The organism is Sorangium sp. So ce406 (genome assembly GCF_051474675.1).
GTDB classification, from domain to species: Bacteria; Myxococcota_A; Polyangia; order Polyangiales; family Polyangiaceae; genus Sorangium; species Sorangium cellulosum_G.
Window position 1 is genome coordinate 660,916 of record NZ_CP150340.1, and the last position, 13,788, is coordinate 674,703.

General features: G+C 71.9%; 11 protein-coding genes. 3 read left to right on the forward strand and 8 right to left on the reverse strand.

What is annotated here, in order from left to right:
• Positions 1-17 precede the first annotated feature (17 nt).
• From gspC to WME96_RS02435, 3 genes are all read right to left on the reverse strand, one after another.
• A complete protein-coding gene (gene gspC, locus WME96_RS02425) occupies positions 18-959 on the reverse strand; it encodes a type II secretion system protein GspC (protein ID WP_437288573.1) in 942 nt (313 codons plus the stop codon).
• 340 nt (positions 960-1,299) lie between these two features.
• Positions 1,300-3,093, reverse strand: a complete 1,794-nt coding sequence (locus WME96_RS02430; RefSeq protein WP_437288574.1) for a cytochrome b N-terminal domain-containing protein — start codon at positions 3,091-3,093, stop codon at positions 1,300-1,302.
• On the reverse strand, positions 3,090-3,650 hold the full coding sequence (locus WME96_RS02435) for a ubiquinol-cytochrome c reductase iron-sulfur subunit (protein ID WP_437288575.1): 561 nt from the start codon (positions 3,648-3,650) through the stop codon (positions 3,090-3,092). The genes WME96_RS02430 and WME96_RS02435 overlap by 4 nt, the downstream gene beginning before the upstream one ends.
• Positions 3,651-3,876: 226 nt before the next feature.
• Here WME96_RS02435 and WME96_RS02440 point away from each other — a divergent pair, with 226 nt between their 5' ends.
• Entirely contained in the window at positions 3,877-6,279 is a 2,403-nt protein-coding gene (locus WME96_RS02440; protein ID WP_437292263.1) for an autotransporter assembly complex protein TamA, read from the forward strand.
• A 94-nt stretch (positions 6,280-6,373) separates the two neighbouring features.
• On the opposite strand, the gene WME96_RS02445 is transcribed toward WME96_RS02440, so the two are convergent.
• From WME96_RS02445 to WME96_RS02465, 5 genes are all read right to left on the reverse strand, one after another.
• Positions 6,374-6,712, reverse strand: coding sequence for a hypothetical protein (locus WME96_RS02445; RefSeq protein ID WP_437288576.1), 339 nt, complete (start codon positions 6,710-6,712; stop codon positions 6,374-6,376).
• Between the two features lie 196 nt (positions 6,713-6,908).
• A complete protein-coding gene (locus WME96_RS02450) occupies positions 6,909-9,290 on the reverse strand; it encodes a (Fe-S)-binding protein (protein ID WP_437288577.1) in 2,382 nt (793 codons plus the stop codon).
• Between the two features lie 299 nt (positions 9,291-9,589).
• Complete coding sequence (locus WME96_RS02455) at positions 9,590-10,309, reverse strand: hypothetical protein (RefSeq protein ID WP_437288578.1); 720 nt, start codon at positions 10,307-10,309, stop codon at positions 9,590-9,592.
• A gap of 13 nt (positions 10,310-10,322) precedes the next feature.
• On the reverse strand, positions 10,323-11,159 hold the full coding sequence (locus WME96_RS02460; RefSeq protein WP_437288579.1) for a TrmH family RNA methyltransferase: 837 nt from the start codon (positions 11,157-11,159) through the stop codon (positions 10,323-10,325).
• Positions 11,160-11,334: 175 nt separating this feature from the next.
• The gene (locus WME96_RS02465) at positions 11,335-11,862 is read right to left on the reverse strand and encodes an ureidoglycolate lyase (RefSeq protein WP_437288580.1); all 528 of its coding nucleotides are present in this window, start codon (positions 11,860-11,862) and stop codon (positions 11,335-11,337) included.
• Positions 11,863-12,103: 241 nt separating this feature from the next.
• Here WME96_RS02465 and WME96_RS02470 point away from each other — a divergent pair, with 241 nt between their 5' ends.
• A complete protein-coding gene (locus WME96_RS02470) occupies positions 12,104-12,691 on the forward strand; it encodes a LemA family protein (protein WP_437288581.1) in 588 nt (195 codons plus the stop codon).
• Positions 12,692-12,702: 11 nt separating this feature from the next.
• Complete coding sequence (locus WME96_RS02475; protein WP_437288582.1) at positions 12,703-13,512, forward strand: TPM domain-containing protein; 810 nt, start codon at positions 12,703-12,705, stop codon at positions 13,510-13,512.
• The last annotated feature ends 276 nt before the right edge of the window (positions 13,513-13,788 follow it).

Sequence of the window (13,788 nt, forward strand, 5' to 3'; positions counted from 1 at the left end):
GCGCCGGCGCCGCGCCGTCAGCGGACGTCGACGTCGATGGTCATGAGCTGGCCGCCGCGCTCGATCGCGATGGACAGGTGGCTCGCGGTCCGGAGCCGCGCGTAGGCCTCCAGCGCCTTGTGCGGGTCGGTGACGTCGAGCCCGTTGATCGACCGCAGCGAGTCCCCGGTCTCCAGCCCGAGCGTCTCGAGCGGCGAGCCGCGCCTGAGCCTGAGCTTCAGCCCGACGATCTGGCCTCCCCGCCGCTCCGGGGTCACCCCGGCGGAGCGCGTCAGGAGCGCCTGCTGCTCGAGGATCCGGTCGACCGTCGCCCGGTCGACGTGGATCTCCGTCGCGCTCACGCGCTGGATGCGCGCGGCGATCTCGGGCGGGATCGCGCTCAGGCTGGCGTCGCCGCCGACCGGCCTCGCCTGCGGCCGGGGCCGCGGCTCCGGCGCCTCCTCGGCCCTGGCTTTGCCGAGCCGCATCTGACAGCGCGCGCCGCCCGCGGTGAGCCAGACGCGGTCCCAGGCGATGCGCGCGAGCGTGCCTCCCGGCGTGGGGCCGCCGAGCCGCTGGAGCTGCGCCCGCCCGTCGGGGCCCTCGATCGCCGCGAACGACCACGCGGCGTCGTCGGACGCCGCGATGAGCACCACGCGCCCGGCCTCGCAGATCGGGTCGCTCCACGGATCGTCGCTCCTCCTCGCATCGTCGGGCGCGCGTGCGTCGGGAGCGCCGCCCGGCCGCGGGAGGAGCGGCCCTGTCGCCGAGTCGAACGGGTTGCGCTGCAGGATCGCTTCGGCGCTCGTCGCATGCAGGCCGTCGCGCGGCGCCCGGCGGGGGACAGGCGGCGCGGGAGCGCTCCTTCCGTCTCTGTCCGGGATGATCTCGCTCCCGACCAGGCGCGAGACCCCGGCCGCCTGAAAATAGAAGGCGGACGCGATCATCGTGCCCGCGATCCACGGGAAGTGATGCTTCACAGCCGCATCCAGGTCCACCGGTCCTGCTCTTTCTGGGACGCGCGCGCTGTCGTCCTCGAGGCGAGCGCCGCGCGCACGCCGGCGTGAGACGACCGTGCACGATGTCGCCACTGGCTCGCTCCCTCGGGCCGAGCAGCACCGCGCGTGCCCGGCGCGCGCGCGCTGGCGTGCGCCGCGCGCCGCCCCGCGCGGGCGCACGCCGGCGCGCGCCTTGACCCGAACGGATCAGCGCGCGGCGTCGCGCGCCGCGCCGACGTTCATCGAGGAGCTGTTCGAGACGACGAGGAGGAGGAGGAGGAAGGCCCGGGACGGCGACGGCGCCGCCCCGCGAGCGGCGCGCTCAGGGCTTCTTCTCGGGCGCCTTGGCGGCGGCCGTCTTCGCGGACTCCCCGCGCGCGCGGCGGTACACCCAGGCGGCGAGGAGCTTCCGGTCGTTCGCGGAGATCTTGTCCTCGAACGCCGGCATGTGGCCCTCGAGGTCCTTCGACATGGCCGCCGGCGGGTAGGCCTTGCCGCTGCCGGGGTTCGTGATCTGCGCCTCGATCCACGCGACCGAGGCCCAGCCGCGGAGCTCGGGCGCGGCCGACTCGTCGTCGTCGGTCTTGCCGTCGAGCCGGTGGCAGCTCGTGCACCGCTGCCGGACCAGCTTCTCGCCCTGCGTCCCGGCGGCGGGCTCCCCGCGCGCCTGCGCCTCCAGGAACGCGGCGATCGTCTCCTGGTCGGCCTCGCTCATCGGCGTGAACACCTTCGCCGCCTCGGGGTCCGCGGGCGGCTTCGACACCGACGGCATCATCTCCTTGAACGCCGTCTTGCCGAAGAGGTGGTCGGCGTCCGGGTCCCTCAGCACCTCGAGCGCCCACGCCTTCGTCCCGAACCCGGTGAGGTCCGGCGCCGTCTGCTTCTCCTTGGGCGGCCCGAGATCGTTCAGCCGGTGGCAGCTCGCGCACTCTTTCTTGTAGAGGTCCTCGCCGCGCGTCTCCGGATCGTTCCGGAGCATCGCGAGCGCGCCCTCGGGCGGGACGCCCTGCTTGAACAGCGCCATCGCGCGCGCGGTCCGCTCGGCGTTCTGCGCCTGCGAGCGCTGGTAGCCCTCGTCCTTCGCGTCGGTCGCGATCGACTTGCCGAGGAGGCCGACGGCCCCGAGGCCGATCAGGAACAGCGGCGCGAGCGCCGGCAGGCGGGCGCGGAGCGGGCCGGGCTTCCGGTCGATGAACGGGAGCAGCGCGAGGTACAGCCCGATCACGCCCGGCACGCCGACGGTCGCGATGAGCTCCAGCTTGCCGGGGAAGAACTTGCGCAGCTCGAAGAGCGGGCGGAAGTACCACGCCGGGCGCGCGTTGTAGTCGCTGACCGGGTCCGCGGGCGCCTCCAGCGGGGCGCCGTGCTCGATGGCCGCGAGATCGAAGATGACGACCAGCACGAGCGCCGCGGCCAGCAGGATCATGCCGAGCTGCTTCGGGTAGAACCGGTCCGCCTTCCGGAGATCGGCGCCGTGCGGCGCGCCGAAGCCGTGCTTGCGGAACAGCGCGAAGCTCGCGGCGAGCAGCAAGGCCATGACCGCGGGCAGCACGAAGACGTGCAGGCTGTAGAGCCGCGTCACGGTCAGGTGGCCGAGCGACGCCCCGCCGACGATGAGCTCCTGCGTGAACGGCCCGACGACGGGGACCGCGCCCATGATGCCCGTCTCGACGCGCGCCCCCCAGTAACCGTCCTGGTCCCACGGGAGCGGGTTGCCCGAGAAGGCGAACCCGAGGATCACCCCGAGCAGGCCGAGCTTCAGGAACCAGTTGACCTCGCGCGGCGCGCGGTACGCCCCGTGGATCACGATCTGCCCCACGTGGATCGCGATCAGGATGATCAGCGCCTGCGCCCCGAAGTAGTGGAGGCCCCGGATGAGCCAGCCGGCGCGCAGGGTGAAGTTGATGTGCGCGACGCTCGCCCACGCCGTGGTCGCGCTCGGCGCGTACGCCGACATGAGCAGCGCGCCCGTGACGACCTCGACCAGCAGCAGCAGCGCGAGCGCGCCTCCCCAGACGTAACCGATGCGCGCGCCGCCGGGGATCGGCTCGTCGAGCAGGCGGCGGATCGGCTCGCGGTGCCCGATGCGTTCGTTCAGCCAGTCGCCGAGGCTCACCCTGCGATCTCCTGGAGCTCGGCGGTCCCGTCACGGTAGCGCCGGAAATCAACCTCGACCCAGCCGTCCACGACGCGCGTGGCGAGCGCATCCATGGCCCGCGGGGACGGACCCGTCTCCGGCACGCCCGACAGGGCGAAGCGCGACGCATGGCACGGGCAGTTGAAGCTCTTCTTGTCGTCGTTGAGCTCGATGCCGCAGCCGAGGTGCGGGCACGTTGCGCTCATCGCGCGGATCTTCTCGCCCTCGCGGATGACCCAGATCGCGCCGAGCATCTGATCCTTCGCGACCGTGAAGGCGTCGCGCTCCTCGCCGACCACCTTGAGGCGGCGCGGCTCGTCCGGCGGCAGGTCCGCGAGGCGCCCGACCCGGACCCAGCGCTCGCGCCCGCTTGCCGAGCCCGCGTTGCCGGCGGCGGAGCCGCTGAGGAAGCTCGCGGCCGGGGCGGCGAGCGCGCCCGCGTAGGCCAGGCCGCCGATCGCCACGAGGGCCTTCAGGGCGCCGCGCCGCTCCTCGGGGGGCGGGGCTCCGATCGGCGCGCCGGCGCTCGCGGGCACTCCGGGCGCCCCAGGTTCGTGCGGCAATCCATATCCGAGGTACCCACCGGCACCAGGTTCCTTTTGCGTCGGCTCTGCCATCTCGTAGGCTCTCCCTCGCTCGCGCCGCTCTCCGAGGGCCCACTCAGACTCGGAGTGGGCCCTCGACGGACGGAGCGGACGGCAGCATATCGAAAACACAGGCGTAACGTTGAATCCTCGCCATCGCGCACACCGGGGCGATCGCATCGCCGCCGGCACAACCGAAAGTTACCTTTCAGGTGTCCAGGCCCCGCTCGCGCGATCCGTCGCCGGGGCGCTCGTCGTCTCCGCCGCGCTCGGGGCGTCCGCCTGCGCCGCGCGGCAGCCGCCGGCGTGCACGCGCCCGGACCTCAGCGGGTGCGCCATCGAGGACGTCTCCTTCGAGGGCGGCGAGGTGATCAGCGGCGATGAGCTCGCCGAGCGCATCGCGACGGCCGAGAGCTCGCACCTGCTCGGCGGCGCGTTCGAGCGCGTGCCGATCCTGAGCATCTGGGACGCGCTCACGGTCGAGTACGAGCGGTTCGACCGGTTCGTCCTCGAGCGGGACATGGCCCGCATCGAGCGGTATTTGCGTGCGCGCGGGTTCTACAACGCGCGGGCGCGCGCGGCGCGGGTGCAGCGCACGGGCGGCCCCGGCAAGGAGGGGCGCGTCCAGGTGCGCATCGTCGTCTCCGAGGGAGATCCGGTGAAGGTCGCTTCCGTGGATCTCCAGTGGCGGGACTGGACGCTGGAGAAGGGGAGGGACATCGCCCGGCCGGTGACCGAGGCGAAGAACCAGCTCAAGATCGGCGAGCGCCTGGACGAGGACGAGTACGAGGGGCTCAAGAAGTCGCTGCTGCGGGTCCTCACCGATCGCGGCTTCGCCTACGCGACCGTCGAGGGGCACGTCGACGTGGACCTCGTGAAGAACGAGGCGCGGGTCCGCTACACGATCGAGCTCGGCCCCGAGTGCACGTTCGGCAAGGTGAACCTGGAGGGGCTCGGGGAGCTCCCGGAGGCGCCCGTCCGGACGGCGATCGGCATCGAGGAGGGCGAGCGGTTCTCGACCGCGGTGCTCGCGGACGCCGAGCAGGCGCTCGCCGACTTCGGCGTGTTCGGCGCCGTCGCGGTGAAGCCCGAGCTCGCGCCGCCCGGGCAGCCGAGGAGCCCGGTCGTCCCCGTGACCTTCTCCGTGGAGCCGGCCGCGCTGCGCGCCGTGCGGCTCGGCGGCGGCGCCGAGGTCGGCTCGCGCGTCGAGGCGCACCTCGTCGCCGGGTGGGAGGACCGCAACTTCCTCGGCGGCCTGCGCCGCTTCAACATCGAGGCCCGGCCGGGGCTGGTCTTTTATCCGGTGGAGTTCTCGACGCTGTTCGGCAGCGAGCTGAAGGACGACTTCCGCCTCCTGCCGGAGATCCAGCTCCGGTCCGAGCTCCGCCAGCCGGGGGCGTTCGAGCGGCGCACGGCCGCGGTGCTGCGCGGCTCGTTCAAGCTCTACTGCCCGCAGACCGGCGAGTTCTGCACCAAGCCGGACAAGACCGAAGAGGAAGAGGGGGAGTCAGGAAATGCTGCAAATCCCCCTCCGGAGGAGTCGGAGCACTCGATCGTTGGTTATCGCGAGTACGTCGGATCCATCGGCCTGGAGCGGCCTTTTCTGAAGTCGGACCTGAACGCTTCCCTGCTCTACAACGTTCAGCTCAACAGCCCGTTCACCTACAACGCGGCGCCGCTGCCGGTGGGCTTCGGGACCATCTTCATCCCTTACCTCCAGGCGACCGTGTCCTACGATCGCCGCCTCAACCGGGCGGGGAAGCCCGACAGGCTCACCCCTCACCACGGCTATTACGTCGCGCTCGACGCTCAGCTCGCCGGCTACCTCGCGGCGGACACGGCGCTGGCCAAGACCCTCGTCGGCCCGACCGCCGTCAACGCGAAGCGATTCCACGACGCCCGCGATATCCGCCTGCAGCCCGAGTTTCGCGCCTACCTCCCGGTATCGAGGAGATGGACCCTCGGCTTCCGCATGATGACCGGGTGGTTGTTCCCGACCAACCCGGACCTCCAGTACGGCGAGGCGTCCTTTGACCCGACCCGGTGTCACACAAGCGCGAGCAACGAAGAGCGGGCGAGGTGCGGGGCCGACCTCCAGCTCATGCAGTTCCGCGGGTTCTTCAGCGGCGGCGCCACGAGCAACCGTGGATACGGGTTCAACGAGGTCGGCCCGCACGCGCGCGTACCGTCTCCTACAGCGACGGAGGACACGGCCATCGAGGAAGCCCCGCTCGTCCCGATCGGGGGCCGGCTGCTCTGGGAGGCGAGCCTCGAGCTCCGCATCCCGCTCGGGGAGAGCTTCGGCACCGTGATCTTCGCCGACGCGGGCGACGTCACCCGCGAGCTCAGCCTGTTCCGCTCCGGGGCGCAGCGGCCGCACCTCTCGGCGGGCGTCGGGCTGCGCTACACCACGCCGGTCGGCCCGCTGCGCTTCGACGTCGGCTACCGCGTCCCGTGCCTGCAGGTGTTCGGCAAGTGCACGCCCGGGGAGGAAGGCTGGCCCGAGGACGAGCGGGTCCCGGAGGCGCTGTTCGACGTGCTGCCCATCGCCGTGAACCTGGCGATCGGCGAGGCGTTCTGACGTGACGCTGACGTGATGATGGGGTGCTGAGGTGGACCACAAGCCGCCGGGCGGCGGCGCGGCCCGCGCCTCTCGGCGGGCCGCGGGAGCGGGCTCAGCCCTCTTCTTCCTCGACGTTCCAGGCGGAGAGCGCGGTCATTCCGATGGCGACCGCGCAGCCGCCGCACAGGGCGGGCTCCTCGAACCGGAGCTCCTCACCGCGCGACCACATGTACAGGCCGCGCCCGGCCGGCTCCCCCTCGATCGCCGTGTCGCACACGTCGCAGCGGAGCTCCGTTGCGCCCGAGGCTGCCTGGCGCGCGCGCAGCGCGTTGTCGGCGACGGCGTCGACCGAGATGCAGATCGGATGAGTCAATGTCCCCGTGAGCCGGAAATCCGCGTTCGCGGTCCCCTCCGGCGTAGGGCGGGGATCCAGGTTCGCAGTCCCCTTCAAAGCGCCTTCAATCACATCCACCTCCGGCGGCACGGCCGAATCTAGCTCAGGCCGAGACGGGACGCACGAGAAGGCTGCTCCTGATCTCCGTCAGGCTTGCTCCAGGGCGTAAATGTGGGGAAGCGCGCGGGATTGTGCGCCATGGGTCTCATGGCGCCGCGATCCCGCGTGCGCTGGCAACGGAAATTTGAGGGGTCTAGGCGCCGGCGGACGCGGCCGTTTCAGCGGCCTCTTGCGAGGTGGCCGCTCGGCTGCCGGCCGGGCGATCGAGGGCGCAGCTCTCTTCGAGCAGCTCGACGACGTCGAGCTGGCGGATCGAGTCCTCCTTGGACTGATCCTTGAGGCCGTCGGTGATCATCGTCTGGCAGAACGGGCAGGCGGTCGCGATCGTCTTCGCCTCGGTCTGGAGGAGCTGCAGGGTCCGCTTGACGTTCACGCGGTCCTTGTTCTGCTCCTCCATCCACATCTGCGCGCCGCCGGCGCCACAGCAGAGGCCCTTCTGCCGGTTCCACCCTTCGGCCTCGACGAGCTGCACGCCGGGGATGCTCTTCAGGATGTCGCGCGGCTGCTCGTACACGTCGTTGTAGCGGCCGAGGTAGCAGGAGTCGTGGAAGACGACCTTGCCCTGGACCGGCTTCTTCGGAACGAGCTTCTTCTCGGCGACCAGGCCGAGCAGGAAGTCGGTGTGGTGCACGACCTCGAACTTCGCTCCGAAGTCGGGGTACTCGTTGGCGAGCGTGTTGAAGCAGTGGGGGCAGGTCGTGACGATCTTCCGGATGCCGCCCTGCTCCTTGTAGCCGTTCAGGGTCGCGGCGTTCTGCTCGGCGAGCATCGCGAAGAGGTACTCGTTGCCCGCGCGGCGCGCCGGATCGCCGGTGCACGTCTCCTCCTGGCCGAGGATCGCGAAGTCGACGCCGGCGGCCTTCAGGAGCCTGGCGGTCGCGCGCGCGATCTTCTTCGCGCGGTCGTCGTAGCTCGCCGCGCAGCCGACCCAGTAGAGCACGGGCGCCTGCGGCTTCTCGGCCATGGTGGGGATCTCGAGCCCCTCGGCCCAGTTACCGCGGTCGATGCGCGCGAGGTTCCAGGGGTTGCCGTTGACCTCCATCGCGTTGAACGGGTTCCCGAGCTCGGCGGGGAACTCGCCCTTCACGAGGACCAGGTGGCGGCGCATGGAGACGATCTTGTCGACGTAGCTGATCATCACCGGGCACTGCTCCTCGCAGGCGCGGCACGTCGTGCACGCCCAGAGCACGTCCGGATGGACGACGTTCGCCACGAGGTCGACGGGCTTGTACGCGGCCTCGGGGGTCGGGACCGGGTTCTCCGGCGACGCCTGCTCCGCGTGCTCGGCGCCCTCCTGCGCGTCGGCCGCCCCGGCGCCCTCGCCGTCCGTCGCTCCCGCCCCGTCGCCGGCGTGCCCGTTCGCCTTGGCCGCGTGGCCGTCGGCGAGCCCCCTCGGGCCGCCCGGCCTGTTGATGAACTCGGTCTCGCGGCCGTACAGGTGGTCGCGCAGGTCGAGCGTGAGCTGCTTGGGGCTCAGCATCTTGCCCGTCTTGTGGGCCGGGCAGTTGTCGCTGCAGCGGCCGCACTCGGTGCACGTGTAGAAGTCGAGGATCGCCTTCCAGGTGAAGTCCTCGACGCGGCCCACGCCGACCGGGTCGGCCTTCTCGGGCTCCTCGGCGGCCTTCATGACCATCTCGCCGATCGCCTCGGCGCTCCCCGCGACGAGCGGCAGCCGGCCGCGCGGGTCGAGGTTGCGCGCGAAGACGTTCGGGATCGACGTGATGATGTGGAAGTGCTTCGAGTGCGGCAGCAGGTTCAGGAACACGAGCACCAGCGTGACGTGCGTCCAGAAGCCGATGTGCGCGAGGACGACGAGCGTCCCCGGGCTGGCGCCGCTCACGAGGACGCCGAACAGCGATCCCGCCGGGGCGGGGAACGGGTGCCAGCGGAGCGCCGCCGGGTCCGCGGGGACGCCCGCGAACGGGGCGGTCACCGTGGCGATGCGCTCGCAGAGCGCCGCGTCGCCGGGGCCGCACGCCATCGTCGACCACCGGTGGTGCAGCGCCATCGCGGCGCCGTCATAGAGCATGTCGCTCACCATCATCGTGAGGATGATGCCGAGGATGAGGAGCCCCTCGCCGGACAGGGTCATGCGCCGCTCGCGCTTGATCGCCCGGTAGTAGATGAACACGAGCGCGCCGGCGACGACCAGCGTCGCCATGACGTCCTTCACGAACTCGTAGATGCCGCCGAGCGGCACCGCGCCGATGCCCGGCAGCCGCACGGGCTCGTGCCCCAGGATCCAGAGGTCGAACGCCGGGTCGAAGCCGCGGCCCCAGAGGATCAGCGTCCGGAGCAGGAGAACGAGGAATCCGAAGAAGATGAGCTTATGCGCCAGCCCGGCGAGCGGGTAGTAACCCATCTTCCGCTGGCGGAAGGCGTACTCCCAGGTGCCTTTGAGGCGCTCGGCGATCCGATCGAGACGGTTGTCCCCGCGCCCGACCTTGAGGAGCTGCCAACGCCGGTTGGCGCTCCACGCAAAGGCGGCGAAGAGGCCGACGAGCAATGTGAGCATCCACGTGGGATTCATTCGCGGGACATCTCCGGGTGCAAAATGGCCATGTCTTTTAAGGTGGGGGAGCGGCGGACGTCAACCGCGCGGCCGCCACGAAACGCGCGCGGAGAGCGCGCGGTGGCCACGAAGCGCGCGCGGAGAGCGCGCGCCGGTCACGAGGCGCGCGGAGAGCGCGCGCCCGGGTCCTGTCTCGCGCGGTCGCCGTCGGTCGTCGTAGGGTTCCTGCGAGGGCGGATAGGCGGCTGCGCGAGGGGCGCGTGGTCGCGTTGTGACCGCGGGAGGCGCGCCTCGCCAGAGGCTCAGAGCGTGAACTCGACGCTCTTCTCCTCGGTCGCGGCGGAGGGCGACAGGTCGAGCGCCATGCTGTACGAGCGCTGGCCGATCCGCGCGCTCAGGCGGACGCGGATGGGGGCGGTCGCGTCGTTCAGCTTGTCGAGCCGCACGACGACGCGGTAGCGGCCGCGGGCCGGCTCACCCTCGGTGAGGAACACGTTCTCCACGTTCTGCTCCTGGCACTCGCCGCTCACGCGCGGGCAGTCGCGGTCCTTCATGAGGCCGCTCGCCGTCGGCTCCCCGACGCGGGCGAGCTCTCCCGTCGGATCATAGACGTTGAGATCGACGTCGGCCTCGGGCTCCTCCCAGGCGATCGTGAACTGGAGGATCCCGGTGTGGAGCCCGCACCCCTCGTCGATCACGCCGTTGCAGTTGTTGTCGTGCGCGTCGAAGCAGAGCTCGACCCCCGTCGGCGTGCAGGCGATCTCGAGCCCGACGCCCTCCGAGACCTTGAGGTCCTTCGGCTCGAGGGGCGGCCTGGGCGGGGGCGGCGGCACCTCGATGCAGCCCGCGAGCAGCAGGGCGAACGGGGCCGCCGCGCGCGGGAGGAGGGCGAGCGCCGCGCGCAGGCCGCCGAGCGCCGCGCGGGTCGCGGCGAGGCGCGCGCGGAGGCCGCGGGGAGCTGGCGGGGGCGGGGCGGCGCCGCGGGCGCGGCGATCGCGCCGCGGAGGACCGGGGCTTCGCATGGGGAGCTGCATGCTACCCACCTTCGGGCTCCTGGGGGGCGCCGGCGCTGCGCTCTCCGGCCGCGGGCATCGCCGGCGTCCGGCGCGGCTTGGGGCCGCGCGGGTGCGTGGGCGGAGGGGGCGGCCCCCCGAGCGGCGAGGGCAGGTGCATGCCGCGCGCGGCCAGGATCTCCGCGGCGTGGGGCACGGTGAGCACCAGCGCGCGGGCGTAGAGCCTGATCCTGTAGGGCTCGGGCAGGTCTCCGGGGCGGCCGTTCGTCGCGTGCTCGAGCAGGATCGCCGCGGTGACGCTCACGTTGAGGCTCTCCGCGAAGCCGCGCATCGGGACGCGCACGGCGTGGGCGCAGGCGGCGGCGAGGTCGGGGCGGATGCCGTCGCGCTCGTTGCCGAGCACCAGCGCGAGGCGCGGGATGCTCGAGAGATCGCGCGGGGTCAGATCGCCGTCCGGGTGGGTCGCCACGAGCTCGTGCCCGGAGGCGCGGAGGGCGGCCACCGCGGCCTCGGTGCTCGGGTGCGTGTGCACGTCGACCCAGCGCTCGGAGCCGCGCGAGACGGTGTTCGAGACCAGGAACGGCTCGGCCCGCTCGATGATGTGCAGCCGCTGCAGGCCGAACGCGTCGCACGAGCGGAGCACGGCGGCCCCGTTGTGCGGATCGTGCGGCGCGTCCATGGCCACGGTGACCGCGTCGAGCCGCGCCGCGATCACCCCGCGCAGCCGCGCGCTGCGCTCGCTCGTGACGAACTCCTCGAGGATGCGGGCGACGGCGGCGACGTCGAGGACATCGAGCGCGGCGAGCAGCCTTCGCTGCTCCTGCGCGACGAACGAGCAGTTGGGGGTCGAGCGGCGCATGAGGGGTCGGGGCGCCTCTATAGCGCGGAGCGCGCCCGGAGGCTGCGGCGCAGCGCGCGGGGCGGCGCGGGCCCGGGGGGAGCGCTCCCGGAAGCCGCCGCGATCCCGCCTGCGTCGCTGGCCTCGTCCGCCGCGCCCCGCTTGGACCGGCGGCGACGCGGGAGAGGTCCGGGGATCAGGGGTCGATCGCGATCGCGACCTGCTCGGCCTCGTCGTACTCGACCACGGTGCAGTCGCCGGGAGATCCGTCTTCCCAGACCAGGCAGACGAAGTCGGTCTCTGCGTCGAGCGCGATCATCGGGTGGTGCCACACGCCGGGGCGATACGTGATGCCCTGGGCGCCGTGGGCGATGAAGGCGGCGAGCGTGCCGAGGTCGGGCCGGTCGCCGCCCAGGGCGACCACGACGAGGTAGCGGCGCGCGGTCATCGGCACGAACGCCTGCGTCGAGCCAGGGTGCTTCTCGAGCAGGGCGATCGGGAGCGGGAACGTCGTCCGCGGGGCGCAGCGGAACACCGAGACGTTCAGCGCGGCGCGCCCGGGACGGAGGTCCTCGATCCCGGCGAGGTGGTCGAAGCGGAGGGCGGTCCCCTGGTTGGCCGGCTTGCCTGGCTGTCCGTGCGGTGAGGCCATGAGGACATCGCCGTAGGGCGCATACGCTGCGGGGCTGAGCGGGTGAGCGGCGATGCGTGCGCGGTGGTTCATCGGGCCGTCGACTGTGGCGGTGCGCCACGCCTGTGGCCCCCGCGCAGGGGGAGGCCAGAGCGCGAGCGCGACGCGACAGGCTACCACGCCGCCGGCGGCCGACGCCGAACGGGCCCGCGGCCGGCACGAGGCCGCGGTCTTGCATGGCGAGAATCCACGCCTTACCCGGGCGGTAAAGAAAGCGACCGTGGAGTCAGTCATGCGGATTGTTCACCCTTTGACGTTTCGGAAGCGCCTGGCGGTGGTCCCCGTTTTCCTGGCGGTGCTCGCGCTCATCGCGTCGGTGATGGGCTGCCAGCGCTACGATGTGCTCGTCGAGAAGGATCAGATCGCGGCCCAGAAATGGTCGGATCTCGAGGCGAACCTCCAGCGGCGCTACGACCTCGTCCCGAACCTGGTGGCGGTCGTGAAGGCGTCGGCCAAGCACGAGGAGCAGACGCTGGCGAGCGTCGCCGAGGCGCGCGCCCGCGCCACCAGCATCCAGCTCAACGCGGAGGACCTGACCGACCCCGAGAAGGTGCAGGCCTTCCAGAAGGCGCAGGAGCAGCTCAGCGGCTCGCTGTCACGGCTCCTCGTCGTGCAGGAGCAATACCCGGATCTGAAGGCGAGCCAGGGCTTCCATAGCCTCCAGGTCCAGCTCGAGGGCATCGAGAACCGGATCCTCCGGGCGCGCGAGGAGTACAACCAGGCGGCGCGCGAGTACAACGCGGAGCTCCTCAAGATCCGTGGCCAGGTGGTGAACAAGGCCACGGGCCAGCCGTTCAAGCCGCGCGTGTACTTCACCGCCTCTCCCGAGGTGCAGACGGCGCCCAAGGTCTCGTTCGATTGAGGGAGGCGGCGATGCGTCCGGTTGTCTCGAGCGGAGCGCGGCTGCGGGCCGTGGTCAGGGCCGTCGCGGCCGCGGTGGCGCTGGTCTGCGCGCTCGTCGCCCGGCCCGCCGTGGCCGAGTTCAAGCCGCCGGCGCTCACCGGGCACGTCGTCGACACGGCGGGGCGGCTCGACCCGGCCGACGTCCGCGCCCTCGACGCGAAGCTCGACCGCATCCGCCGCCAGACCGGGTTCGAGATCGTCGCCTTCGTGGCCGGATCGCTCGAAGGGGAGACGATCGAGGACGTCGCCTACGAGGCGTTCAACGCGTGGCAGCTCGGCCAGCGGGGGGCCGACAACGGCGTCCTCCTCGTGATCGCCCCGTCCGAGCGGCGCGTCCGGATCGAGACGGGCAAGGGCGTGGGCGGAGCGCTCACGGATCTCCAGTCGAACGACATCATCCGGCAGACGATCAGCCCGCTGCTCCAGCAGGATCGATTCCGCGACGCCATCGACCAGGGGACGACCGAGATCGCCCGGGCGCTCATCGCCGGGACGCCCGAGGGGGAACGGCGCCCGGCCCCTGGCACGCGGCCTGCGCCCACCCCGGCCTCGCCGATCAAGGTCGGCGTCACGGTCATCGCCGTGGTGGCGGGGCTCCTGCTCGCGCTCATCTCGCCCACCTTCCGCTGGTTCCTCTGGTTCGCCCTGCAGGCGATCCTCTTCCGGGGCGGCGGCGGAGGCCGCGGCGGCGGTGGATCCGGGTTCGGCGGCGGTGGATCCGGGTTCGGCGGCGGCGGCGGCGGTCGCTCCGGCGGCGGCGGGTCGAGCGGCAGCTACTGAGCTGGCACGGCTCGATCAATTCACGGCGTACAGAACGGATCCTGAGGCATCCTCAAATTCCGGAAATTCACAGGGAGGCGGGGAGGAAAACCTTCAAACACTCTCTGTCTCCCCGCCTCCCTGTTCCACTTTCCGCAGAATACTGCCGTCTCTGGAGCTTGGCACGTGCCGTGTCAGGGGAATACCGGACACCCGGTGAGATTCGAGGTAGGGAGTTGTCCTCCTGCTTGCGAGCGCGGGCCGCGCGGCTGCATCCAGCCCGGCGCGAACCGGCGG

What these genes read in the sequence shown, in the direction of transcription:
- WME96_RS02450 (WP_437288577.1), bottom strand. Translation starts at nt 9,290, where the DNA reads ATGCTCACATTGCTCGTCGGCCTCTTCGCCGCCTTTGCGTGGAGCGCC.
- WME96_RS02455 (WP_437288578.1), bottom strand. Translation starts at nt 10,309, where the DNA reads ATGCGAAGCCCCGGTCCTCCGCGGCGCGATCGCCGCGCCCGCGGCGCC.
- WME96_RS02460 (WP_437288579.1), bottom strand. Translation starts at nt 11,159, where the DNA reads ATGCGCCGCTCGACCCCCAACTGCTCGTTCGTCGCGCAGGAGCAGCGA.
- WME96_RS02465 (WP_437288580.1), bottom strand. Translation starts at nt 11,862, where the DNA reads ATGAACCACCGCGCACGCATCGCCGCTCACCCGCTCAGCCCCGCAGCG.
- WME96_RS02475 (WP_437288582.1), top strand. Translation starts at nt 12,703, where the DNA reads ATGCGTCCGGTTGTCTCGAGCGGAGCGCGGCTGCGGGCCGTGGTCAGG.